Origin of the sequence: Pseudarthrobacter phenanthrenivorans Sphe3 (assembly GCF_000189535.1) — a bacterium.
GTDB classification, from domain to species: domain Bacteria; phylum Actinomycetota; class Actinomycetes; order Actinomycetales; family Micrococcaceae; genus Arthrobacter; species Arthrobacter phenanthrenivorans.
The window spans coordinates 2,626,332-2,649,532 of the sequence record NC_015145.1 but is presented as its reverse complement, the minus strand read 5'-3'; the positions used below and the strand labels follow the sequence as shown (position 1 = coordinate 2,649,532).

Annotated in this window: 22 protein-coding genes and 1 tRNA gene; 15 read left to right on the top strand and 8 right to left on the bottom strand. The window is 65.5% G+C overall.

Annotated features, from left to right (window positions below; all coding sequences use genetic code 11):
* Positions 1–37: 37 nt before the first annotated feature.
* On the bottom strand, positions 38–277 hold the full coding sequence (locus ASPHE3_RS22275) for a DUF3309 family protein (RefSeq protein WP_457920591.1): 240 nt from the start codon (positions 275–277) through the stop codon (positions 38–40).
* Between the two features lie 9 nt (positions 278–286).
* Here ASPHE3_RS22275 and ASPHE3_RS12325 point away from each other — a divergent pair, with 9 nt between their 5' ends.
* Entirely contained in the window at positions 287–1,255 is a 969-nt protein-coding gene (locus tag ASPHE3_RS12325) for a GlxA family transcriptional regulator (protein WP_013601535.1), read from the top strand.
* 28 nt (positions 1,256–1,283) lie between these two features.
* On the opposite strand, the gene ASPHE3_RS12320 is transcribed toward ASPHE3_RS12325, so the two are convergent.
* The 6 genes from ASPHE3_RS12320 to ASPHE3_RS12295 all read right to left on the bottom strand — a co-directional run bounded on the left by ASPHE3_RS12320 (position 1,284) and on the right by ASPHE3_RS12295 (position 5,980).
* The gene (locus tag ASPHE3_RS12320; protein ID WP_013601534.1) at positions 1,284–1,613 is read right to left on the bottom strand and encodes a protealysin inhibitor emfourin; all 330 of its coding nucleotides are present in this window, start codon (positions 1,611–1,613) and stop codon (positions 1,284–1,286) included.
* Positions 1,614–1,674: 61 nt separating this feature from the next.
* Positions 1,675–2,727, bottom strand: coding sequence for a M4 family metallopeptidase (locus ASPHE3_RS12315; RefSeq protein ID WP_013601533.1), 1,053 nt, complete (start codon positions 2,725–2,727; stop codon positions 1,675–1,677).
* Positions 2,728–2,936: 209 nt separating this feature from the next.
* A tRNA-Arg gene (locus ASPHE3_RS12310) sits at positions 2,937–3,012 on the bottom strand.
* 80 nt (positions 3,013–3,092) lie between these two features.
* Positions 3,093–4,637 carry a ferredoxin--NADP reductase gene (locus ASPHE3_RS12305; RefSeq protein ID WP_174266597.1) on the bottom strand — a complete coding sequence of 515 codons (1,545 nt, stop codon included), beginning with the start codon at positions 4,635–4,637 and terminating at the stop codon, positions 3,093–3,095.
* Positions 4,634–5,506: an FAD:protein FMN transferase gene (locus ASPHE3_RS12300; RefSeq protein ID WP_013601531.1), complete on the bottom strand. Its 873-nt coding sequence runs from the start codon at positions 5,504–5,506 to the stop codon at positions 4,634–4,636. The genes ASPHE3_RS12305 and ASPHE3_RS12300 overlap by 4 nt, the downstream gene beginning before the upstream one ends.
* 3 nt (positions 5,507–5,509) lie before the next feature.
* Positions 5,510–5,980 carry an FMN-binding protein gene (locus ASPHE3_RS12295; RefSeq protein WP_013601530.1) on the bottom strand — a complete coding sequence of 157 codons (471 nt, stop codon included), beginning with the start codon at positions 5,978–5,980 and terminating at the stop codon, positions 5,510–5,512.
* 175 nt (positions 5,981–6,155) lie between these two features.
* On the opposite strand from ASPHE3_RS12295, the gene argS reads away from it, so the two are divergent.
* The 10 genes from argS (at position 6,156) to ASPHE3_RS12245 (ending at position 18,992) form a co-directional block, all read left to right on the top strand.
* Positions 6,156–7,820, top strand: a complete 1,665-nt coding sequence (argS, locus tag ASPHE3_RS12290; protein WP_013601529.1) for an arginine--tRNA ligase — start codon at positions 6,156–6,158, stop codon at positions 7,818–7,820.
* Positions 7,821–7,825: 5 nt separating this feature from the next.
* Positions 7,826–9,301: a diaminopimelate decarboxylase gene (gene lysA / locus ASPHE3_RS12285; RefSeq protein WP_013601528.1), complete on the top strand. Its 1,476-nt coding sequence runs from the start codon at positions 7,826–7,828 to the stop codon at positions 9,299–9,301.
* The gene (locus ASPHE3_RS12280; protein WP_041652147.1) at positions 9,302–10,618 is read left to right on the top strand and encodes a homoserine dehydrogenase; all 1,317 of its coding nucleotides are present in this window, start codon (positions 9,302–9,304) and stop codon (positions 10,616–10,618) included. It abuts the gene before it with no gap.
* On the top strand, positions 10,619–11,725 hold the full coding sequence (thrC, locus tag ASPHE3_RS12275; protein ID WP_013601526.1) for a threonine synthase: 1,107 nt from the start codon (positions 10,619–10,621) through the stop codon (positions 11,723–11,725).
* 2 nt (positions 11,726–11,727) lie between these two features.
* Positions 11,728–12,702 (top strand): homoserine kinase, encoded by a 975-nt coding sequence (thrB, locus tag ASPHE3_RS12270; protein WP_013601525.1) that lies wholly within the window; start codon positions 11,728–11,730, stop codon positions 12,700–12,702.
* A gap of 296 nt (positions 12,703–12,998) precedes the next feature.
* On the top strand, positions 12,999–15,185 hold the full coding sequence (gene rho / locus ASPHE3_RS12265) for a transcription termination factor Rho (protein ID WP_013601524.1): 2,187 nt from the start codon (positions 12,999–13,001) through the stop codon (positions 15,183–15,185).
* Between the two features lie 231 nt (positions 15,186–15,416).
* Positions 15,417–16,490, top strand: coding sequence for a peptide chain release factor 1 (gene prfA / locus ASPHE3_RS12260; protein ID WP_013601523.1), 1,074 nt, complete (start codon positions 15,417–15,419; stop codon positions 16,488–16,490).
* A 14-nt stretch (positions 16,491–16,504) separates the two neighbouring features.
* Entirely contained in the window at positions 16,505–17,392 is an 888-nt protein-coding gene (gene prmC / locus ASPHE3_RS12255) for a peptide chain release factor N(5)-glutamine methyltransferase (RefSeq protein WP_013601522.1), read from the top strand.
* A complete protein-coding gene (locus ASPHE3_RS12250) occupies positions 17,389–18,234 on the top strand; it encodes an L-threonylcarbamoyladenylate synthase (RefSeq protein WP_013601521.1) in 846 nt (281 codons plus the stop codon). The genes prmC and ASPHE3_RS12250 overlap by 4 nt, the downstream gene beginning before the upstream one ends.
* The gene (locus tag ASPHE3_RS12245; protein WP_013601520.1) at positions 18,234–18,992 is read left to right on the top strand and encodes a WecB/TagA/CpsF family glycosyltransferase; all 759 of its coding nucleotides are present in this window, start codon (positions 18,234–18,236) and stop codon (positions 18,990–18,992) included. Before ASPHE3_RS12250 ends, ASPHE3_RS12245 begins: the two co-directional genes overlap by 1 nt.
* 10 nt (positions 18,993–19,002) lie before the next feature.
* Here the strand turns inward: ASPHE3_RS12245 and ASPHE3_RS12240 are convergent, their stop codons facing one another.
* Positions 19,003–19,899 carry a glycosyltransferase gene (locus ASPHE3_RS12240; protein WP_013601519.1) on the bottom strand — a complete coding sequence of 299 codons (897 nt, stop codon included), beginning with the start codon at positions 19,897–19,899 and terminating at the stop codon, positions 19,003–19,005.
* A gap of 271 nt (positions 19,900–20,170) precedes the next feature.
* Between ASPHE3_RS12240 and ASPHE3_RS12235 the strand changes: the two genes are divergently transcribed.
* From ASPHE3_RS12235 to atpB, 4 genes are all read left to right on the top strand, one after another.
* Positions 20,171–21,295 carry an MraY family glycosyltransferase gene (locus tag ASPHE3_RS12235; protein ID WP_013601518.1) on the top strand — a complete coding sequence of 375 codons (1,125 nt, stop codon included), beginning with the start codon at positions 20,171–20,173 and terminating at the stop codon, positions 21,293–21,295.
* A 111-nt stretch (positions 21,296–21,406) separates the two neighbouring features.
* Positions 21,407–21,889: a hypothetical protein gene (locus ASPHE3_RS12230; RefSeq protein ID WP_013601517.1), complete on the top strand. Its 483-nt coding sequence runs from the start codon at positions 21,407–21,409 to the stop codon at positions 21,887–21,889.
* Positions 21,882–22,220: an AtpZ/AtpI family protein gene (locus ASPHE3_RS12225; RefSeq protein ID WP_013601516.1), complete on the top strand. Its 339-nt coding sequence runs from the start codon at positions 21,882–21,884 to the stop codon at positions 22,218–22,220. The genes ASPHE3_RS12230 and ASPHE3_RS12225 overlap by 8 nt, the downstream gene beginning before the upstream one ends.
* Before the next feature lie 81 nt (positions 22,221–22,301).
* Positions 22,302–23,102 carry a F0F1 ATP synthase subunit A gene (atpB, locus tag ASPHE3_RS12220; protein WP_013601515.1) on the top strand — a complete coding sequence of 267 codons (801 nt, stop codon included), beginning with the start codon at positions 22,302–22,304 and terminating at the stop codon, positions 23,100–23,102.
* Positions 23,103–23,201 lie beyond the last annotated feature (99 nt).

Below are 23,201 nucleotides of genomic sequence, written 5' to 3'. Positions count from 1 at the left end.
CTGGCGGCAGTTGCGTTCCCTGTTCCGGCGGTGCCGGCTAGAAGATGCGCAGCGTGTAGTTGGTGCTGGGAAGGTCCAAGGCGGACCAGGCCTCGTGGGACTCGACCGGTGGTGTGTGGCCGCGGCCATCCCGCAGCAAGGCAGAAGCGGTGGCGGAGAGCACGAGGAGGAGCAGGACGATCAGGATTGTTGCGAGGATTTCCATGCCTCCATGCTGCTCCTGGCGGGATAAAGGAAAAAGTGGCAGAAATGCCCAAAAAGCTAAAATTCCTGCCACAATGGAAGCATGCTGAAATCAGTGGCTGTCATCGTGGTCCCCAACTTCTCGATGTTCGAGTTCGGCACCGCCTGCGAGGTGTTCGGCATCGACAGATCCGGCCGGGGGAGCGGCGTCCCGGCCTTTGACTTCCGCGTCTGCACACCTGTCCCGGGCACTGTCCCGCTCAAGGCCGGTATGTCCATGACCGTCAGCCTGGGCCTTGAGGCAACCCGGGACGCCGACCTGGTCATCATGGCCCCCTACGGCAGGGACGACGATCTGCCCGAATCCGTCCTGGACGCCCTGCGCGCCGCCCACGCCAGGGGTGCCTGGGTGATGTCCATTTGCTCAGGCGCCTTTGCCCTGGCCCGGGCAGGACTGCTCGATGGCCGCCGCTGCACCACCCACTGGCACTATTCCGGTCAACTGGCCGCCGAGTATCCCCGCGTCCAGGTGGACGAGAACGTCCTGTACGTGCAGGACGGAAACATCATTTCCTCCGCAGGCACGGCCGCGGGTATCGACGCCTGCCTCCACCTGGTGCGCGTAGAACTGGGCGCGCACGTGGCTGCGGCAATTGCCCGGGACATGGTGGTCCCCCCGCACCGCGACGGTGGCCAGGCACAGTTCATCGACCGGCCCATGCCCACTTGCGGTTCCGCGCCCATGGAGCAACTGCTCCGTTGGATGGTTGAGAACCTGGACCGGGAGCACACGGTGAACGAACTTGCGGCGCGCGTCCATATGTCCCCCAGGACCTTCGCACGGAAGTTCAGGTCCGAGACCGGCGCAACGCCTGCTGCCTGGCTCAACTCCCAGCGGGTGCTCCGCGCCCAGGACCTGCTTGAATCAACGGACCTGAACATCGAGGAGATTGCCAGGGAATCAGGCTTCGGACACCCTGTCCTGCTGCGCCACCACTTCGCCAAGGTCCTGGATACCAGCCCCCAGGCGTACCGCCGGGCCTTCCGCGGCCAGCTGGCTGAAGCGGTGTAACACTGTCAGGCCCCCACGGCCGGCCGTATCAGCCAGGCGCTGTTCCATCGCTTTGCGCGCCGCGGGCCTCCTCGGCCGCCGCCCGGGTGCTGTCCACCAGGACCCGCCACGGACCTGTGAGCGCCCGCTCAGGAAGCGCGGCCCGGTGCTGTCCTGCCCGGATGGAATAGATGAACCGGTCCGGCTGGGCCCCGGCGAACTCCTGCGCCGCGGCCCTGGGTGTCCTCGGTACGGAATCCCAGGGACATGCTTCAACAATGGGCTGCCAGCGATTAAGGGCGCTTTCCGATTGGGCTTCCACGGTCCACACCTTGGTCAACGCCGCGATTCCTCCGGTCCGCTCAACACTGATCTTCATGGCGTGGCCCCTTGGGGTTGGCTGCCGCCTGGGAACCGGAAATGCGGCAGCCAGGCGTCCGTTAAACCTTGACCTTCACAGTTTCCCACGCCTGCCGCACGGCGTCATGCTCACGCGACCCCGAGCCGAAGAGTTCCACCGCGGCGGCGGCTGTGGCCCGGGCAAAGACCCTGAACGTGGCCGCGGGTGGCAGCGATCCTCCGGTCAGCGCCTCGTACCAGATGCGCCCGGGTGAGTCCCAGGCATTTCCGCCCAGGGATTCGGCCACCAGGTAGAAGGCGCGGTTGGGGATGCCGGAATTGATATGCACGCCGCCGTTGTCGGCACTGGTTTTGACGTACGTATCCATTGAGTCCGGCTGGGGATCCTTACCCAGCACGTCGTCGTCGTACGCCGTTCCGGGGGCCTTCATGGAACGCAGCGCCCTGCCCTCCACGTGGGCGGTAAACAGCCCCTCACCGATCAGCCAGCTCGCTTCAGCCGTGGTCTGGTTTTTCACGTACTGCTCCACCAGCGCGCCGAAGACATCCGACATCGATTCGTTCAGGGCGCCCGCCTGGTTCCGGTAGGCCAGTGCGGCTGAGTACTGGGTGACGCCGTGCGCCAGTTCGTGGCCGATGACGCTGAGGGATTTGGTGAAACGCTGGAATACTTCGCCGTCACCATCGCCGAAGACCATCTGGCTTCCATCCCAGAAGGCGTTGTCGTAGAGCTTTCCGAAGTGGACGGTGGCGTTGAGTGGCAGGCCTGCACCGTCAATGGAGTTCCGGCCGAAGACGTCAGCGTACAGGCGGTGCGTGTGGCCAAGTCCGTCGTAGGCCTCGTCGGCGGCGGGATCGCCCGTGACAGTCCCGCCCTCCTTCCGCACCAGCTTGCCCGGAAGTATTTCGGAGCCCTCCGCGTCATAGATGCTTCGGTTCGCCGGGCCGGGCTTTGCCTGCCGGACTCCCGCCGGCACATCCGGCGCGGGTTTGGTCCGCGCCGAATGGAATGACTCCACGTGCCCCAGTGCTTCCTTGGCTGCCCTGGCCGCCGAAGAAAACTCCGGCGAAGCCTGTTTGGCCAGCCGCCTCAGCAGGTAGGGCGGAACAATCGAACAGAACGGACCATGCATGGCGTACCCCCTCAACTTGGTGAACCCAGACTACGAGGAGGCACTGACAATCCTCCGCAGGCACTCTTGGTCAAAGCAGGGCGGACGTCCGGCTTGCGGGATTCGCAGCTTACGCTGTGCAGGTGGCGGGGCGTTGGCAGGGTTGTTGCCCGGAAACCGGCCGGAATAAAGAAAAGCACCCCGGTCAACAGACCGTGGTGCTTCTCAGCTGGTGCCCTCGATAGGATTCGAACCTACGACCTTCTGCTCCGGAGGCAGACGCTCTATCCCCTGAGCTACGAGGGCAATCCGGGGTTCCTGCCGTTGCCGGCGGGACGTCCTAGAGCTTAGCAGTAAGGTGGCCCGCAAGGGAAAATCGCCTTGATTCAGTAGCCGGAGAAGGAGTCCACGTGCACCCGCTTCGCCCCCGCCTGCCTGGCGGCGCGGCGCAGGGAAGCCACGCTGGCAGGAGATCCCGAGATGAAGACTTCACGCCTGGCGACGTCCGGAACCAGCTCCCGCAGCGTCCCGCCGTCCAGCCGGGTTCCGTTCCAGGAGACGGGCTCCATGGTGGACGGCGGGGCGGAACCATCCGCGACATGTACCAGCACTCTGGCGCCTGCCGCCCCAAGCTCCTCCGCATAGGGGATTTCGTCCGCGCTCCTGGCGAGGAGGAGGAGGACGGCGTCCCGTCCACGCAATCCGCCCGAGGAGAGGTGCGAGAGGTAGGGGGTGATTCCGATTCCCGCCGCAATCAGCAGCACCGGTTGCTGCGGATCGCGGGGGAGGACAAAGTCCCCGCTCACGCAGGTGGCGGTCACTTCGTCGCCGGGCCGGAGGCCAAGGAGGACTTTCTTGGCCGCCGACAACGGCTCCGCGGTCCGGACCCCGAACTTCACCAGGCGTTCGTCCGGTGACCCTGTCAGGCTGAACACCCGGCGCCGGCCTTTCCGGTCCGCCTTCAGGTGCGGCAGGTCCAGCTCCATGTACTGTCCCGGCACGAAGCGGACGGGACGGGCCGGCTCGAAGGAGAACTCGGTGGTGGTTGGCGTCAGCTGCCTGGTCCCCGCAAACCGGAGCGCCACACGCCCGCGTTGACCTGCCAGGAAAGCCAAGAGGTTGCCCAGCAGCAGTGCCGCCTCCGGTGAGTTGGCCAGGAAGCCGAGGTTATACGGGACCGCGAACACCACGCCCACGAGTGCAGCCAACGCCAGTTGCTGCCAGCGCCTCGGGGGCAGCGTCAGCGGTTCCGTGAGCATGAATCCCACGAAAAACAGCAACGGCCGCTGGGCAAGCGACTGCCACAGCGCCATCCCGGCGGACACCCCGGCCTGGAGCAGTTCCGCCGTGATGATGGTGCCCGCCACCACCATGAAGACTGAGGCCATGAGGAACTTCCGGGTGCGGTACAGGACCAGGGCCACCCCCGGGACCAGCAGCCACAGCATGGCCGGTGTGGCGGCCCACCAGGTGGCGATATTGAGGCCGGTAAGGCCCGTCACGAAAGCACCTGCCGCCGCGGGGTTGAACACGTGCCGTCCCCGCCATGCAAGTGCATATTTCGACGCCGATGCGAGCAGGCAAGCCAGCGCGATGCCTGCTGCATCCATGGGAACGAAGGACGGCCAGAACAGGAAATAGAGCAGCAGTCCGGTGACCAGCGAGGATTCCGAGTGCGGCCGGACCCTGAACAAGGCGGCCAGGGCCCTGTTGGAGCCGTACGTCAGTCCAAGGCAGAGCACCAGGTGCGCCAGCATCTCCGGCAGGCCGAACGTCAGCCAGCCCAGAGCTTCGAGCACCAGGCTGTAGACGGCCAGCACCGCCAGGACCAAAAGCACCAGGCGGTACATGGTGAACCGGCCAAGGACAGTATCCAACCGCGCAACCAAGGACGGGGCAGGGCCCGTTCTTGGGGTATCAACAGGACTCATGTGAACAGTGTCCCTTCAAACCCGGCGGAATAGGCAGCACTCCCATCGGAGAAAACCACCAGCCACGAGAAGTCGAAAGCATGCTCGAGCGCGGTGCCGGGGACAAAGAACAGCGCCGTGGCCAGCGCGTCCGCGAGCATGCCCGTTTCGGCCATGGCCCACGTGGCAACAGCAGTCTGGACGGGCCGGCCGGTGGTTCCATCCAGGACATGGTGCAGCCCGTCGCCCCAGGCGCGGCGGTTCGCGGCCGAGGCGCACAGCGCGTGGTCCGCAAGCTGCACCACGCCAATCGCCTGCGCCGGGTTGTAGGGATGTTCCAGGGCCACGGGGACGGGAGCACGGCCCCGGGCCAGCAGGTCCCCGCCCGCATCGACGATAAAGGCGTCAACTGCGGCTGCTTCCAGCTCGGCGGCCAGCAGATCCACCAGCAGTCCCTTGCCGGCGGCCCCGATGTCCAGCACAACCGGAGCTGTGGTGGTGAGGGTTGTCCCTGTCCACTCCAGTACGTCGTCCCAGGCCGGCGCCGGCTCGGGGGAACCGGAGGGCTGGAGGGAGTAGCCGGCGTCGTAGCCCAGCCGCTCAAGGCTGGTGCCGATCAGCGGGGTCATCGCCCCGCCGCTGATTTCGAACAGGCTTCGGTAGAGCCGGCCCAGCGGACCGGCCTCGGTGGGAAATCCATACTGGCCCGCGTCCCTGGCCAGGGCAGCCACGCGGGAATCGGCCCGGAAACGGGACCAGTCGGCGTCGAACCGCTCCACGAGGCCAAGAAGGCGCCTCCGCAGCGGCGGATCGAGGGGCCGGGGCGTGGATATCTCCCAGCTGGTACCGATCCCTTCGAAGCGGAAGTCCTTCCAGCCTGTCTCCGGCACCGCTTACCGGGCCTCCGATTTGATCTGCTCCAGCGCCTGGTTGAAGCCGCCGCTGGTGAGGGATGAGCCGGCAACCTTGGACACTTTCAGCTCATCAATGTTCCTGCCCACCACCTGCGCTGCGATCCCGCCCGCGAATTCCCCCTGGAACTTGCGCGTATTCGGGTTGGACGGGTGCTGGGTGATCTGCACATCCGTCACTGTTCCCGAAGCGAGCGTCAGCTGCACGCCGACCCTCTCGGTGCCGTTGGGCGAAACGTAGGTCCCATCGGCGCTGTAGGTTCCGTCTTTGTATGAGCCGGTGCCGCCGCCGGACGTGGAGCCTGCGGACGTGCTGGTTCCGTTGGCGCTGCCATCGGACGTGGGGGATGCCTGCGTCCCGGTGCCGGGTGACGGTGCGCAACCTGCTACGGCTCCTGCCAGGGACAGGCCTGCGATTCCAGCGTAGAAACTCTTGCGGACTGAGGGTCTCATGGGGCTCTCATTTCGTCGGGGATCCCAGGGGGAAGCGGCCAATGGGTACGTTGATATCAACGCCAAAGCCAGCGTATTGGTTCAACCTGTGCAGCACATGGCCATTTCCTGTGCCCTCGGGCACAGGAAACCCGCCAATTCCTTTGCTGTCACTGGCCCCCGGTAGGCTAGAGGGGTGACTCCCGAAGAACTCTCCCTCGCCATCTCCGCCTGCCTGAAGGACGCCGTCGCCGCCGGCGATATTGCGCTCCCTGCATCAGCTGTCCCTGATGAGGTGCGCGTGGAGCGGCCCAAGAACCGGGACCACGGAGACTGGGCTACCAACATCGCCCTGCAGCTGGCTAAGCAGGCAGGGACCAATCCGCGGGAATTCGCCACCGTCCTCAGCACCCGGCTGAAGGCCATCGAGGGCGTTGCCGCCGTTGACATCGCCGGACCGGGCTTCCTGAACATCACGGTGGACGCCGCTGCCGCCGGTGCGCTGGCAAAGGCTATTGTCGAGGCCGGCAAGGAATACGGCACCAACTCGGCGCTCGCCGGCCATACCGTCAACATGGAGTTCGTGTCTGCCAACCCCACGGGCCCGCTCCACATCGGCCACACCCGCTGGGCTGCCCTGGGGGACTCCATCGCCCGCGTGCTGCGTGCGTCCGGTGCCGATGTCACCGCTGAGTACTACATCAACGACGCCGGCACGCAGATGAACGTCTTCGCCCACTCCGTCTACAACAGGCTCCACGGACTCCCCGTCCCCGACGGCGGCTACCCCGGACAGTACATCGCCGACCTCGGCCACGAGGTGCTTGCCGAGCACCCGGACATCCGCGAACTGACTGAAGTCGCCGCCGTCCCGGTCATCCGTGCCGCCGCATACCAGGCGCAGATGAAGGACATCAAATCCACGCTTGCTGACTTCGGCGTCGAGTTTGACGTGTTCTTCTCCGAGCAGGAACTGCACGACGCCGGTGCCATCGAAAGTGCCGTCGCCCGCCTGCGCGAGCAGGGACACGTGTTCGACGACGGCGGCGCAGTCTGGTTGCGGACCACGGACTTTGGCGACGACAAGGACCGGGTGCTGATCCGTGCCAATGGTGAACCCACCTACTTCGCTGCAGACGCGGCGTACTACCTGTCCAAGAAGGACCGCGGCTTCACCGAGAAAATCTACCTTTTGGGCGCCGACCACCACGGCTACATCAACCGGCTCAAGGCAATTGCAGCCGCCGCCGGCGACGATCCCGAGGTGCACATCGAGGTGCTCATTGGACAACTGGTCTCCGTGAACGGGGCCAAGCTGTCAAAGCGCGCCGGAAACATCATCGAGCTCAAGGACCTGATCGACTGGCTCGGGAAGGATGCGGTGCGCTACTCCCTGGCCCGCTTCCCCGCAGATTCGCCGCTGACCCTTGACCCCGAGCTCCTCAAGAAGCACAGCAACGAGAACCCGGTGTTCTACGTGCAGTACGCACATGCCCGCTCGCGGGGCGCGGCGCGGAACGCCGTGGCCGCCGGCGTGGACCGCCAGGTGGACGGCAAGGACAGCTTTGATGCCTCGCTCCTTGACCACGCCACGGAGAACGAGCTCCTCTCCTACCTTGGCAGCTACCCGTCCATCGTGGCCAAGGCCGCCGAACTGCGGGAGCCGCACCGGGTGGCCCGGCACCTAGAGGTCATCGCCGGTGCCTACCACCGCTGGTACGACGCCTGCCGTATTGCCCCCATGGGCGACGAAGCGGTGACCGATGTCAACCGCACGCGCCTGTGGCTCAACGACGCCACCAGCCAGGTGCTGGCCAACGGCCTTGACCTGCTTGGCGTTTCCGCACCGGAACGGATGTGATTCCCATGCCTGCACAGGACACCAACAATGCATCCCCGCTGGCCCCTGAATGGCTGGCGGTCCCGGCCGACCTGAATGCCCTGGAACCGAAAATGTGGGCCAAGGATGCCGGCCGGAACGACGCCGGTGAGCTCACCCTGGACGGCGTGCCCGTGAGTGACCTCCAGCGCAAGTATGGGACTCCGCTGTTCGTCATGAGCGAGAACGACTTCCGGGCCCGCGCACGCGCCTTCAGCGACGCTTTCAACAATGCGTTCGCTGATGTCTGCGGGGGAGTGGACGTCTACTACGCCGGTAAATCATTCCTGTGCACAGCGGTGGTCCGCTGGGTCGAAGAAGAAGGGCTGCGGCTGGACACGGCTTCCGGCGGCGAGCTTGCCGTTGCGGCAAAGGCCGGCATCCCGGGCGCCGACGTGGCCCTGCACGGCAACAACAAATCCGACGGCGAGATCCACCGTGCCCTGGACATGAAGCTGGGCCGGATTGTGGTGGACAGCCTGGGCGAGCTGGTCCGGGTTGGCGACATCGCCGAACGCCGGGGAGAGCAGGCCAAGGTCATGCTCCGGCTGACCCCCGGCGTGCACGCCCACACCCACGAATTCATCGCCACGGCGCACGAGGACCAAAAGTTCGGCCTCTCCATGGCAGCGGACACCACCGAACAGGCCGGGTTGTCCGCTGCCGAAGAAGCAGTGGCTGCCGCTTCCGCGCACCCCGGCATCGAACTGCTGGGACTGCACTGCCACATCGGCTCCCAGATCTTCGAGCCGGAGGGCTTCGCCATGGCCGCGGAGAAGCTGCTCCGCTTCCTTGCCGCCATGCAGGAAAAATACTCCATCGTCCTGCCGGAGCTGGATCTGGGCGGCGGCTACGGGATTGCCTACACCCCGGTGGATACACCGCGGCCCGCAGCTGAAATCGCGGAGGCGATGGCCGCCGTCGTGCGCTCCACCTGCGCTGAGCTCGGCATCGACTCTCCCCGCATCTCCATCGAACCGGGCCGCGCCATCGTGGGCAGCACCACGTTCACCCTCTATGAAGTGGGGACGCTGAAGACCGTGCGCGTGGACGCCCCCGCCGAGCCAGGTGCCAGTGACGGCGGCAACAACGTTACGTATCCGCGCCGCTATGTTTCGGTGGACGGCGGCATGAGCGATAACGCGCGCCCGGTGCTGTACGACGCGGATTACTCGGCAATTCTGGCGTCCCGCACCTCCTCCGCCGCCCCGCAGCTGTCCCGCGTGGTGGGCAAACATTGCGAGAGCGGCGACATAGTTGTTAGAGATGTATATCTGCCCGAGGACGTGGCAGCCGGTGATCTGCTTGCTGTACCGGGGACCGGCGCCTACTGCTGGGCCCTGTCAAGCAACTACAACTATCTGGCCCGGCCGGGCGTTGTCGCGGTGCGCGACGGATCTGCCCGGCTGATTGTCCGCGGGGAAACCGAAGAAGATCTGCTGAACCGCGACATGGGAGCCTGAATGACGGAAATGCGAACCCTGAAAGTAGCCCTGCTGGGCTGTGGCAACGTTGGGGCCCAGGTTGCGCGGATTCTCATTGAGGACGCCGACACCCTTGCCGCCCGCGCAGGCGCAAAGCTGCAGTTGAGCGGCATCGCGGTGCGGAATGTCCACGCCAAGCGAGACGTGGAGCTGCCGCAGGAACTCTTCACCACCGACGCCGACACCCTGGTGAAGGACGCTGACCTGGTCATCGAGCTCATGGGCGGCATCGAGCCCGCCCGCACGCTGATCCTTTCGGCCCTCCGCAACGGTGCGTGCGTGGTCACGGGCAACAAGGCGCTCCTTGCCCAGGACGGCCCCACCCTTCACGAAGAGGCTGACAAGGCGGGCGTGCAGCTCTCCTATGAAGCTGCCGTCGCCGGGGCCATCCCCATCCTGCGGCCAATTCGCGACAGCCTCGCCGGCGACCGCATCACCCGCGTTCTCGGCATCGTCAACGGCACCACCAACTTCATCCTTGACCAGATGGACACCACCGGCGCGCAGTTTGCCGACGCCCTGGCTGAGGCGCAGCGGCTGGGTTACGCGGAGGCGGACCCCACCGCGGACGTCGAAGGCCACGACGCCGCCGCAAAGGCCGCCATCCTCGCCTCGCTGTCGTTCCACACCCGGTTCGCCCTGGAGAACGTCCACTGCGAAGGGATCAGTTCGGTCACGGCGGCGGACATTGCTGCCGCGAAGGACGCCGGCTTTGTCATCAAGTTGCTGGCGATCGCCGAGAAGCTGGACGATGCCGACGGCGCCAAGGGCGTCTCCGTGCGCGTGCACCCCACGCTGCTTCCCCGCGAACACCCGCTGGCCGCCGTCCACGGCGCGTTCAACGCGGTGTTCATTGAAGCCGAGAATGCCGGCGAGCTGATGTTCTACGGACAGGGAGCAGGCGGCGCCCCCACCGCATCGGCTGTACTGGGCGACCTCGTCTCGGCAGCGCGCAGCCTGGTCCTCGGTGGACCCGGCCGTACGGAGACCACCACAGGGCACGTTCCGGCGCTGCCAATCGACGCAGCCGTGACCAGCTACTACATCGGCCTGGACGTCGCTGACCAGCCCGGCGTGCTGGCCAGGATCGCCCAGCTCTTCGCGGAGCACGGCGTGTCCATCGAAATCATGCGGCAGACCATCCACCGGGACGCGGAGTCCAACGTGGAATCCGCAGAACTGCGGATCGTCACCCACCGCGCATCAGAGGCTGCCCTTGCGGCCACCGTCGAGGCCGTGAAGGGCCTGGACGTCATCAATTCAGTTACATCCGTTCTGCGGGTAGAAGGAGTTTAAGTGGCTCACCAATGGCGCGGCGTCATCCGCGAATACGCTGACCGTCTGCCCGTGACGGAATCCACCAAGGTCATCACCCTCGGGGAGGGCGGCACTCCGCTGGTGCACGCCCGGAAGCTTTCCGAGCTCACCGGTTCCGAGGTCTACCTGAAGGTGGAGGGCATGAACCCCACCGGATCCTTCAAGGACCGCGGCATGACCATGGCCATGACAGCTGCCGTCGCTTCCGGCGCCCAGGCCGTCGTGTGCGCCTCCACCGGCAACACCTCTGCTTCCGCAGCCGCGTATGCCACCGCGGCCGGCCTCAAGTGCGCAGTGCTGGTGCCCGAGGGCAAAATCTCCATGGGCAAGCTCAGCCAGGCCATCGCCCACGGCGCCACACTGCTGCAGGTGGACGGCAACTTCGACAACTGCCTGGACATCGCACGGAAGCTGGGGGAGTCCTACCCCGTTTTCCTGGTCAACTCCGTCAACCCCGCCCGTATCCAGGGCCAAAAGACCGGTGCCTTCGAAATCGTGGACGCACTGGGTGACGCCCCGGACATCCACGTCCTGCCGGTGGGCAACGCCGGCAACATCACCGCCTACTGGAAGGGCTACAAGGAGTACTCCGCTCCCTTCGAGTCCGAAACCGCCGGCACCCTGGCCCCGGTAGCCACCAGGACTCCTGCCATGTGGGGCTTCCAGGCATCTGGCGCCGCCCCGTTCGTGGCCGGCCACCCCATCACGGAACCGGACACCATCGCCACGGCGATCCGCATCGGCAACCCCGCGTCATGGGACGGCGCGATCGGTGCCCGCGACGAGTCCGGCGGGCTCATCGATGCCGTGACGGACGAGGAAATCCTCAACGCCCACCGCTGGCTGTCTTCGCGTGAAGGTGTGTTTGTTGAGCCCGGATCGGCAGCCGGCGTGGCCGGTTTGCTGAAGAAGCACGCTGCAGGCGAGGTCCCGGCCGGTAAGACGATCGTCATCACGGTCACGGGACACGGACTCAAGGACCCGCAGTGGGCCTTGCGCACCGAGGACGGCAGCGATGTCCAGCCGGTCAAGGTTCCCAATGATGTGGTCACTGTTGCTGCCGAACTGGGACTGGAAGAAAAATAACCTTGGACACCACCTCGCAGGCCGCCGTCGGACTGCAACTGATCGAGGCCGGCCAGCGCGTCACCGTCCGGGTGCCGGCAACCTCGGCCAACCTCGGCCCTGGCTATGACAGCCTGGGGCTGGCCCTTGCGCTGCATGACACCCTGACAGTGGAGACCCTGGAAACGGACGAACTCCTGTTTGACCTGCGCGGAGAAGGGGCAGAGACCCTCCCGCAGGATGCGAGCCACCTGGTCATCAGGGCAATGGAGGCGGCGTTCGAACGGTTGGGCTACCGCCACGGCGGCCTCAAGGTCACTGCGGAAAACGTCAACCCGCACGGCCGTGGCCTCGGTTCGTCCGCCTCCGCAGTTGTTGCGGCGGTGTCCGCGGCCAACGCGCTGGTCCCGGCCGAAAGCCGCCGGGGGCAGGACTGGGTCCTGCAGCTCACCAGCGAGCTGGAGGGGCATCCGGACAACGTTGCACCCGCTATTTTCGGCGGTCTGGCGCTGTCGTGGCAGGACAGCGAGCAGTACAGCAGCACCAGCGCAACCGTCGCCGGGTCGGTCGTCCCCGTGGTGGCGGTTCCGGACTTTGAGCTTTCCACCGAAGCTGCCCGGGCGCTGCTGCCGGCGTCGGTAGGTCACCACGCCGCGGCCATGAACGCGGGGCGTGCAGCATTGCTGATCCATGCCCTGACGCAGAAACCCGAATTCCTGCTGGCCGGCACCGAAGACTACCTTCACCAGAGCTACCGGGCGGAGGCAATGCGCCCCAGCGCCGCACTGATTTCTGCGCTGCGCAACGCTGGCCACGCGGCCGTGGTGTCCGGGGCGGGGCCAACCGTCCTGGTCCTGGCCAACGGGGAGTCCGAGGCTGCCGCCGTCGTCGCTTTCATCGAACGGTTCATTGCCGCCAACACGCCGGAAATATCGTGGCGGGTGCTGAAGCTGGCAGTGGACGTTGAAGGTGCTAAGGTGGAGTTGCACCGGCGGTAATTCCGCCTATCTGATCTGCTGCTTCACTTTAGTCGCGATTTGATCTCCTACTGCGCAATGTATTCCGGTGCCGCCTGCTTGGTCTGTCGCAGGAATCTGCAGCATCAAACTGCCCCTGAAGCGTCAGCCCAGCGTTCCGCCACGGGCGGAGCGGAAGGTGAATCAGTATCCGGCCCTGCTGGCCGATATCCAACCGGCAAGGCCGAACAATCCGGCTGCAGATCTGAACTGCAGCCCAGATCAAATCATCGCGTCCAGCTCCTCGCCTGGACGCCGTCGAGGGGGAAGGATCCTTCGTGACCGAAACCACTGAGCTGTCGCCAGCTGTGGAACTATCATCTTCTGCTGCCGAAACGGCAGCACCCGCCAAGAGCAGCGGCCTGGCCGGCCTGAAGCTCGCCCAGCTGCAGGCGCTTGCCAGCCAGCTCGGTATTTCCGGCGGTTCCCGGATGCGCAAGGGGGACCTGGTTTCGGCCATCTCCGCCCACCGCGCCGGTACTCCCATCGCCAAGGCACCGGCCAAGGCGGCCGCCAAGGCCACGGAGATCGCCGCCGCTCCGGCTGATTCCGCACCGTCGGCCGCCCAGGCCGCTCCTGCAACGGACACCGCCGAGGCACCTGCCGAAGGAACGCGGGCACGTGGCCGTGGCCGCAGCCGCCGTGCGGTAAGTGACGGCGTAGTGGCACCAGCCGCCGAGCCGGCTGCCGAAACCGGCGCCGCCACCCCGGTGGAAGCCCCTGCTGCTGCAGAAGGCACCGAAGGCGCCACCGAACGCCGCCAGCCGCGCACCCGCAACCGGCGCCGTGGCGAAGCAGCACCCCAGGCCGCCGAAGCCGAGGCTCCTGCAGAGCAGCCCGCCGTCGAACAGCGCGGCACTGAACAGCGCGGCACAGAACAGCAGCGCGGCACGGAGCAGCGTTCCCCTGAGCAGCGCAGCTCCGAAGAGCGCCAGGAAGCTGCCGCTGAAGGTGCTGAGGCAGGCCAGCGCACCGACCGCCGCGACGGCGGCCGCACCCGCGGCCGCGACAACGCAGGCCGCGATGGCGGTGCACGTGACAATGCCGACAGCGGCCGTGACAACGCCGGCAGCCGCGAGGCAGGCCAGCGCGAAGGAAGCCGTCGCGACGACAACCGCGACAACGACGACAGCGACGGCGGCAGCCGCCGGAACCGGCGCAACCGCCGTGACCGCAACGACCGGTCGGGCGGGCAGGACCGTGACAACGGCTCACGCAACGATCGTTTCCGGGACCGCAACGACCGCCGCCGGGGCCGTGCCCAGGGACCCGACGTTGACGACGTCGAGATCACCGAAGACGACGTCCTCCTGCCGGTTGCCGGCATCCTGGACGTGCTGGAGAACTACGCCTTCATCCGCACGTCCGGCTACCTGCCCGGCCCGAACGATGTCTACGTTTCCCTGGCCCAGGTCAAGAAGTACAACCTCCGCAAGGGCGACGCCGTGGTTGGCGCCATCCGCGCCCCCCGTGACGGGGAAGACCGCAGCCAGCAGTCGAACCGCCAGAAGTTCAACGCCCTGGTCCGCGTCACCTCCGTGAACGGCAAGACCCCGGAAGAGCTCAAGGACCGCGTTGAATTCGCCAAGCTGGTCCCGCTCTACCCCTCGGAGCGCTTGCGCCTCGAGACCGATCCCAAGAAGATCGGCCCCCGCGTCATCGACCTCGTGGCTCCCATCGGCAAGGGCCAGCGCGGCTTGATCGTCTCCCCGCCCAAGGCCGGTAAGACGCTCATCCTGCAGTCCATCGCCAACGCAATCACCACCAACAACCCTGAGGTCCACCTCATGATGGTGCTGGTTGACGAACGCCCCGAAGAAGTCACGGACATGCAGCGCACCGTCAAGGGCGAGGTCATTGCCTCCACCTTCGACCGTCCCGCCGACGACCACACCACCGTGGCCGAACTCTCCATCGAACGCGCCAAGCGCCTCGTGGAAATGGGCATGGACGTGGTGGTCCTCCTGGATTCCATGACCCGCCTGGGCCGCGCTTACAACCTGGCAGCACCGGCCTCCGGCCGCATCCTGTCCGGTGGTGTGGACTCCGCAGCCCTCTACCCGCCCAAGCGCTTCTTCGGCGCCGCCCGCAACATCGAAAACGGCGGCTCACTCACCATCCTGGCCACCGCCCTCGTGGAGACCGGATCCAAGATGGACGAGGTCATCTTCGAAGAGTTCAAGGGCACCGGCAACATGGAGCTCCGCCTGTCCCGCCAGCTGGCTGACAAGCGCATCTTCCCGGCCGTGGACGTCAACGCATCCGGCACCCGCCGCGAGGAAAACCTGCTCTCGCCCGAGGAAGTCAAGATCATGTGGAAGCTGCGCCGTGTCCTGTCCGGGCTCGAGACCCAGCAGAGCCTTGAACTGCTCACCAACAAGATCCGGGAAACCCAGAGCAACGTCGAGTTCCTGATGCAGGTCCAGAAGACGACGCTTGGTGCGAAGTCGGATAACGACAAGTAGCGCATCGGTGAGCGGCTGAGTTTGCTGCCCCGGTGCTGACGCCGTACGGATTTTTCCGCCCCCGCCCCTACGCTGGGCGGCTTCCGATCTTCGATCGTCAGCCGCCCAGCTCCGGCAGGCCCGATGCCACTCCCGGGGCGGAAAAATCCGTGCGGCGTCGTCGTTAAGCCCACCAGCCGCGGCCACCACATGATTGTTACTAGACTTGTACAAGTCGAAAGAGGTTTATAGATGTTTGAGTCCGTACAGGGCCTGCTTGATGAGCATGATGCTATCCAGGCGCAGCTGGGGGATCCTGCTGTTTATGCTGACCAGCGGCTTGCCCGGAAGCTGGGTCGGCGTTCGGCTCAGCTTAATGGCATCGTTGAGGCCTACCACAAGTGGGAAGGCATCCGGGATGACCTTGCTGCTGCCAAGGAGATGGCTTCCGAGGATCCCGAATTTGCGGCTGAGGTGCCTGAGCTTGAGGCTTCGCTGGAGGAGGCTGCCGCCAAACTGCGCCGCCTGCTGATTCCGCGCGATCCGGATGACGCCCGCAACGTAATTCTCGAGGTCAAGGGTGGTGAAGGCGGCGACGAGGCTGCACTCTTCGCCGGCGACCTCCTGCGCATGTACACCCGCTACGCGGAATCGCGCGGCTGGAAGACAGAAATCATTTCCGCCACGGAATCCGATCTTGGCGGTTACAAGGACGTCCAGGTTGCCGTGAAGGGCAACTCAAACGACCCCGCCGAAGGCGTCTACGCGCGGCTGAAGTTCGAAGGCGGCGTGCACCGAGTCCAGCGTGTGCCGGTCACGGAGTCCCAGGGCCGCATCCACACCTCAGCGGCCGGCGTCCTCGTCCTGCCCGAGGTCGATGAGCCGGAAGAGCTCGAGATCAACCAGAACGACCTCAAAATCGACGTCTACCGTTCGTCCGGCCCCGGCGGCCAGTCGGTGAACACCACGGACTCTGCTGTCCGCATCACCCACCTTCCCACCGGCATCGTGGTGGCCATGCAGAACGAGAAGTCCCAGCTGCAGAACCGCGAAGCGGGCATGCGCGTCCTCCGCGCACGCATCCTGGCGCACCAGCAGGAGCAGATCGACGCCGAGAACTCCGCACAGCGGAAGTCGCAGATCCGCACCATGGACCGGTCCGAGCGCATCCGCACGTACAACTACCCGGAAAACCGCATTGCCGACCACCGGACCGGGTACAAGGCATACAACCTGGACCAGGTGATGAACGGAGATCTGGAACCCGTCATCCAGTCCGCAATCGAGATGGACGAACAGGCCCGCCTGGACGCCATCGGGGACTAGCCCAGCTTCTCCCCATGACACATGAGCCAGGGCAGTCGCTGGCCGACGCCGTCAGCGAGGCAACTGCCATTCTCCGGGATGCCGGCGTCCCCAGCCCCCGCGTGGACGCCGAGCTGCTGGCCGACCACCTCCTGCAGGTGGGGCTGGGCCGCCTGCGTGCCATGATGCTGGGTGACACTCCAGCGCCGGACGGGTATGCCGGCCTGGTGGCGGAACGCGCCTCCCGGGTGCCGCTGCAGCACATCACCGGCGTGGCCCATTTCCGCTATCTTCAGCTGGCCGTGGGGCCCGGGGTTTTCATTCCCCGCCCTGAGACGGAGTCCGTGGTCCAGCTGGTCATCGACCACGTCCAGGGACTGCCGCACCCTCGGATCGTGGACCTTGGCACCGGATCCGGTGCCATCGCCGGTTCCCTCGCGCACGAAGTGCCGGGCGCAGAGGTGCACGCGGTGGAGTTCAGCCCCTTCGCCCATGCCTGGGCAGCGAAGAACCTGGCCCCGTTGGGCGTACATCTTGTACAGGGTGACCTGCGGAACGCGCTGCCGGAGCTTAACGGAACGTTCGACGTCGTCGTGTCCAACCCGCCGTACATCCCTGCGGAAGCCATCCCCCACGAGCCGGAAGTGGCCCTGCATGATCCGCCCGAGGCACTGTACGGAGGGGGAGCGGACGGGATGGAACTTCCGACGGCGGCTGCTGCCTCCGCAGCACGGCTGCTGCGTCCGGGCGGCTACTTCGTCATGGAACACGCTGAGGTCCAGGCAGCGTGGATCTCGGCCATGCTGGCCCGCTCAGGTAACTGGTCCAGCATCACTACGCACCTGGATCTCAACGGCAAGGAGCGCGCCACCAGCGCCCTGCTCGCAGAACCGGACAACGGGAATGGAAGAATAGGCGAGTGACCACAACCTACAACTGCACCAGCGACGACGAGCGCGCCAAGGGACTCGAGCACGCCCAGCGGGCCATCAGCGAGAAAAAGTGCGTGGTTTTTCCCACGGACACCGTCTATGGGATTGCTGCCGACGCGTTCTCCCCGCAGGCAGTCACCATGCTCCTGGTCTCGAAAGGGCGCAGCCGCACCATGCCCCCGCCGGTCTTGATCCCGCGGATCAACGCCCTTGACGGACTGGCCACGGACGTCTCGGCGGACGCCCGTAAGCTTGCCGAGGCTTTCTGGCCCGGCGGCCTGACCCTCATCCTTCACGCCCAGCCGTCCCTGGACTGGGATCTCGGTGAGACCAAGGGGACTGTGGCGCTGCGGATGCCGGATGATGAGATCGCCCAGGAACTGCTGACCCTCACCGGACCGCTGGCCGTTTCCTCAGCCAACCGCACCGGCCAGGCCCCAGGCCAGACCGCTGCCGCTGCCCGCGAGCAGCTCGCCGACTCTGTTGAGGTGTACCTCGAGGGCGGCTTCCGGCCGCGCGAAGGCGAGCTTGCCGTGCCCTCCACCATTGTTGACGCCACGGGTCCCCGCCTGCGCGTGGTCCGCAACGGTGCCGTGAGCCTTGACCAGCTCCGCGAGCACGTGCCCGATGTCCTGGGCCTGGGTGAAATTCCCATAGCGGAGGAGGAGCCGCAGCAGGGAACACCTGTTGAGGCGGCGCCGGTTGCGGAGACACCGGCAGAAGCAGCGCCGGCTGCAGAGGCACACTCGGGTTCATCCGTGGTGAAGCCCGAAGCCCCGGAAGCAGCCGAAACACCTGCCGCCGAGGCACCGGCCCCGGACGCCAGGCCTTGATGGCGCTGGACCGCCACCGGATTCCTGTCCTGGAGGTTGATGCCACCCCGCTGCGGGTCCCTGAACTCGTGGAAGAACTCAACCGCTTCGTCCAGGAGGGATCCACGCGGACGGTCCTGGGCCACAACCTGCACAGCGTCACGCTCACGCTGTCCGACGACGGTTTCCGGGACCTGTACCAGCGCAGCGACATAGTCCTGCTGGACGGTGCCCCGGTGCTCTGGCTGTGGGGGAGGACCGGGCAGGCCGAGGGTCCTGTGATGGACTACCGGCTCGGTTCGACGGACTGGCTTCCTGCGCTGGACCAGGTGCAGGGCCTGGAGCGGATTGCCGTGCTCGGTGCCGGCGCGGAAGCCAATGCGGGAGCTGTGCGCAGGCTCCAGGACATTGTTCCCGGTGCCAGGGTCACCGGCTTCCCCGGTGAGGGCTGGAATTCCGGGCTGGAAGATGACGCCGTGGAATGGCTGCACCGGCAGCAGCCGCAGCTGGTCCTGATCGGGCTGGGCATGCCGCTGCAGGAGAAGGTTATGCAGCGCCGGCTGGGTGACATGCCCCCTGCCGTCTACTGTGCGGTGGGCGGGGCCATTGAACAGCTTGCCGGCATCCAAAAGCTCGCACCACGGTGGCTTGGCAGGCTGGGGCTTGAGTGGGCCTGGCGCCTGGTGCTGCATCCGCGCCGCGTCGCCTACCGGGTGCTGGGCGAACCCTGGGTCCTGCTGTGGCTCCTGGCCGCCCGCCGGCTCAAGCGCCGCCGGTAGGGACGGCAGCCTAGAACTTCTGCTCCTCCAGTGGACCGAACCCCTTGCCGCGAAGGCCTGCCGTGAAGGAGCGGGCCCAGCCCAGGAAGCCGGCCAGGTCCCGGCGCTGCACGAAGTAGCCCAGGTATCCGCCCACGTCCGCAACAAGCGATTTCACGCGGAAGTACCGGCGGATCAGGTAGCCCCGGTTGCGGTAGTAGTAATACCGCTTGAACGCAGATTCCGGGACGATGACATGCCAGCCTGCGCCGAACACGTGCTGGGTCTCCGAGAAGGCGTGCGGATGGGTAACGGCGGTGGTGGTCACCGTGCCGAACCTGATGCCCGCTTTGCGGAGCCGGATGGTGAAGTCCACCTCGTCGCCCCTGATGAAGAGGCGCATATCCGGCAGGCCCACCTTGAAGAAGACGTCCGAACGGATCAGGGCGCCGTTGAAGAAGTGCCCGTCGTTCGGCAGGAAGCCAAGCTTCTCCACCTCGGCCCGGCTGTGCGTGACCTTGCCGTCCAGCCGGAAGAAAAAGGACAGCCTGTCCGGCTGGCCAGGCGCCGTCACAAGGGGAACCACCGCTTCAAGGTCGCGTGCCTCAGCCTCCCGCAGCAGCGTGGCGAGGCACTCCGGATCTGCCGGCTCGGCGTCGTCGTCCATCATCCAGATCCACCGCGCCCCGCTGGCCACTGCCTTCAGCGCTGCCAGCGCGAAGCCGCCGGCCCCGCCGAGGTTCGCCTCGGAGCGGACATAATCAACATTCGGATGCTTTGCTGCGACATCGAGCGCCGGGACGGTGCCGCTGTCAACCAGGCAGATCGTGTCCACGGCGGCGCTCTGGGCATTGATGGAATCAAGCAGGACTGTAAGTTCCTTCGGCCGGTCGAATGTCACAGCGGCAACTGCTATGCGGGGGGTCATGGGGGTCCTTTCAGCATGGCTGACAGGGATTTCCCCGCTCGCAATGCGCCGTGTGGCGCGAAGCCATGAAGCTGTTGGCGCTAGTATCTTTGACTAGAGTCCACTGTAATACAGCCCTGTAAGGCACCATGTGCTGCCTGCTGCGCGCTCGGCGACGGAGAAGTTTCATTTATCGAAGAACAGATTCCCGGCCAGTGAGCCCATCAAGCAAGGACCACCCGCCGGCGCGGCTGACGTGCGTCCGTATCACCGCTGAAACGGTCCCCGCACCATGATCATGTACCTGCTGATGGGGCTTACGGCTGCGGTCGTGTCCTACGCAGCCACCTGGGGTGCGCGGGTGATCGGCCACAGGCTCGAACTGCACCTGCCCATCCGCAGCCGCGACATGCATTCCATTCCCGTCTCGCGGCTGGGTGGCGTGGCCATCTTCCTCGGCGTGCTGGTGGCGCTCATCGTTGCCAGCCAGTCCTTCTTCGTGAAGGACATCTACCGCAACAATTTCTCGCCATGGGGCGTCCTCGCCGGTGCGGCGGTCATTGTCCTGGTGGGCATCGCCGACGATCTCCTCGACATCCGCTGGTGGGTAAAGCTGATCGGGCAAAGCGCCGCAGGGCTCACCGTGGCCATCTGGGGGGTCCAGATGACCATCGTGCCCTGGGTGCCCGATCCCATCTACCTCGAAAATGAGACCGTCCGCGTGCTGTTGACTGCCGGGCTCATTGTCACCACGATGAACGCGTTCAACTTCATCGATGGCCTGGACGGGCTTGCTGCCGGCGTTGCCGTCATCGGCGGCACAGCCTTCTTCTTCACCGCCTACTGGGTGCACCGCAACGCCGTGCTGCTGGATTACTCCGACCTGGCGACCCTCATTACCGCCGTCCTGGTGGGCAGCTGCCTGGGTTTCCTGCCGCACAACTGGTTCCCGTCGAAGATCTTCATGGGTGATTCGGGCGCCATGCTGATCGGGCTGCTCATGGCTTCCGCCGGTGTTGTCTCCACGGGACAAATCACCTCGGGGCTGTACGACAGGGCCAACGGTATCTCCACCGTCATCCCCATCCTGCTTCCCTTCGCGGTCCTCTTCCTTCCACTGCTGGACCTTGGCCTTGCCGTGGTGCGCCGCACTGCCCGCGGGCGCTCGCCCTGGTCCGCGGACCGGGGACACCTGCACCACAAGCTGCTGGACATCGGCTATTCGCACCGCACCGCCGTCATCCTCATGTACCTCTGGACCGCGATCCTGTCCTTTGGGGGACTGGCCTTCGCGATCTTCCCCTGGCAGATCGTGCTCGCGGTGGACCTCTTTGCCACCCTGGTCATGGGTCTCATCACTGCCTGGCCCTACCTCGCCCGCCGGGGGGACGAGACCGCCGGGGAAACCGCGTCGTAACCTCTGTGCGGAAATATTTCTATCTCATGTAGAATTTAGGGGCAGCCAAAGCTGCCCCTCCACACCCTGCCTGCCGGCTTCCTGCCGGGCGGCGCCGACGATTGGGATCGAATGACCTCCAACGCCGAATCCGGACCTGCGTCCGGCAACGGACCCGTTGGCGCATCCGGCCCCACGCCCAGGCTCTGGCTGGACCTCCTCAAAAGAAGCTCGATCGCTGCCGCTGCCGGACTGGCAGTGTGCGCCATTGCCGCAGCGGCCCTCAATGGCTCGTCAGGAGCCCTGTCCAGCACCCTCGGCGGGCTGCTGGTCATGCTGTTCTTCGGAATCAGCCTCCTGGTGGGCCACTTCGTGGGCCGCAGCAATCCCTCCGGAGCCATCGGCGTGTTCGTGGCAACCTACTTCATCAAGGTGGTGGGCTTCGCCGTGGTGCTGTTCGCCATCGGAGCTCCCCAGTGGCTGCACAGCCGCTGGTTCGTGGCCGGGGCAGTGACCGCCGTCGTGCTGTGGCAGGCTGCAGAAATCCATGGTTTCAGCAAAGCCCGCCTCCAGATCTACAACGATCCAGACAACAAGGAAAACCCCGATGCGTGATCCGAAGAAGCCCGGTCCGGGCGCCAACGGCAACAGCGGATCGAACAGTTCCGCACCCGGTGTATCAAGCGACGGAACCAGCGGCGGATACAACGCCGGCATGGCCGTATTCAGCTACATCATTGGCGGAATCATCGTCTGGAGTTTGATAGGGTGGGGACTGGATTACGTGTGGGGAACGCGCTGGATCGTGCTCGCAGGCGCTCTGCTTGGAGCCGTCGGAGGTTTTTACCTTTCCCACATGCATGGCCTTACCAGTTCTCGAAAAAATGCTGGGGAGCGCCATGCTGCCAGCGGGCCGTCCCAGGACGGCGACACTAATGCCGAATAATTTCACAGGGGGAACAGCAGGCCTTCAGGCTGCCGGTCCCCGCCCAACGCCCAATGATGGACACTGCAGAGAGGAAACGCGTTGATCGCGCTTGCGCTCCCGGCCCAAGATTCAGGAGAGTTTACTCCTCCTGGTATTAACGAAATGCATTTGCCGGCAATCCTGCCGTGGGGTGCCGCAGAAGGATTCTCCAAGCAGATGCTGCTGGTCCTCCTCTCTGTCGTCTTTATCGCCGTCTTCTTCGTGCTCGCCGCACGCAAGCAGCAGCTGGTACCCGGCAAGCTCCAGTTCGCCGGCGAGGCCGCCTACGGCTTCGTCCGCAATGGAATCGCCAAGGACATCATCGGCGGCAAGGACTTCATCAAGTACGTCCCGCTGTTGTTCAGCCTCTTCTTCTTCATCCTGGTGAACAACATCTACGGCGCCATCCCGTTCTTCCAGCTCCCCACCTTCTCCCATGTGGGCGGAGCCTACGTGCTGGCAGGCATTGTCTACTTCACCTGGATCGCCATCGGCGTCAAGAAGAACGGTCTCCGTTACTTCAAGCTGGCCACCGTACCCTCCGGTGTTCCCTGGTTCATCCTGCCGATCGTGATCCCGATCGAGATTATCTCCAACTTCCTGGTCCGGCCCGTGACGCACAGCCTCCGTCTGTTTGCCACCATGCTCGCAGGACACCTCATCGTGATGATCGCCGGCTACGGCATCGAGTTCCTGGTGATGCAGGAGAACATCCTGCTCAAGGGAACCTCCCTCCTGGTCCTTGCCGGAGCGATCGCCATGTACATGCTTGAAGCCCTGATCATGGTCCTGCAGGCCTACGTCTTTACCCTGCTGACCGCGATCTACATCGAAGGCGCGCTTCACGCCGACAGCCACTAGGCACCCCGCCGCGGCAACCTGCCGCCGGCACCAACAGACTTCCCCTCGCGGGGATAGAGCAACCCAAACAACCTGCCACACAGGTGGCATCTTGAAAGG

Coding starts and splice junctions, on each gene's coding strand:
- ASPHE3_RS12315 (WP_013601533.1), bottom strand. CDS start 2,727: ATGCATGGTCCGTTCTGTTCGATTGTTCCGCCCTACCTGCTGAGGCGG.
- ASPHE3_RS12230 (WP_013601517.1), top strand. CDS start 21,407: ATGACCTCCAACGCCGAATCCGGACCTGCGTCCGGCAACGGACCCGTT.
- ASPHE3_RS12325 (WP_013601535.1), top strand. CDS start 287: ATGCTGAAATCAGTGGCTGTCATCGTGGTCCCCAACTTCTCGATGTTC.
- prfA (WP_013601523.1), top strand. CDS start 15,417: ATGTTTGAGTCCGTACAGGGCCTGCTTGATGAGCATGATGCTATCCAG.
- ASPHE3_RS12245 (WP_013601520.1), top strand. CDS start 18,234: ATGGCGCTGGACCGCCACCGGATTCCTGTCCTGGAGGTTGATGCCACC.
- lysA (WP_013601528.1), top strand. CDS start 7,826: ATGCCTGCACAGGACACCAACAATGCATCCCCGCTGGCCCCTGAATGG.
- ASPHE3_RS12240 (WP_013601519.1), bottom strand. CDS start 19,899: ATGACCCCCCGCATAGCAGTTGCCGCTGTGACATTCGACCGGCCGAAG.
- ASPHE3_RS12235 (WP_013601518.1), top strand. CDS start 20,171: ATGATCATGTACCTGCTGATGGGGCTTACGGCTGCGGTCGTGTCCTAC.
- ASPHE3_RS12280 (WP_041652147.1), top strand. CDS start 9,302: ATGACGGAAATGCGAACCCTGAAAGTAGCCCTGCTGGGCTGTGGCAAC.
- ASPHE3_RS12305 (WP_174266597.1), bottom strand. CDS start 4,637: ATGAGTCCTGTTGATACCCCAAGAACGGGCCCTGCCCCGTCCTTGGTT.
- ASPHE3_RS12295 (WP_013601530.1), bottom strand. CDS start 5,980: ATGAGACCCTCAGTCCGCAAGAGTTTCTACGCTGGAATCGCAGGCCTG.
- ASPHE3_RS12225 (WP_013601516.1), top strand. CDS start 21,882: ATGCGTGATCCGAAGAAGCCCGGTCCGGGCGCCAACGGCAACAGCGGA.
- ASPHE3_RS12320 (WP_013601534.1), bottom strand. CDS start 1,613: ATGAAGATCAGTGTTGAGCGGACCGGAGGAATCGCGGCGTTGACCAAG.
- prmC (WP_013601522.1), top strand. CDS start 16,505: ATGACACATGAGCCAGGGCAGTCGCTGGCCGACGCCGTCAGCGAGGCA.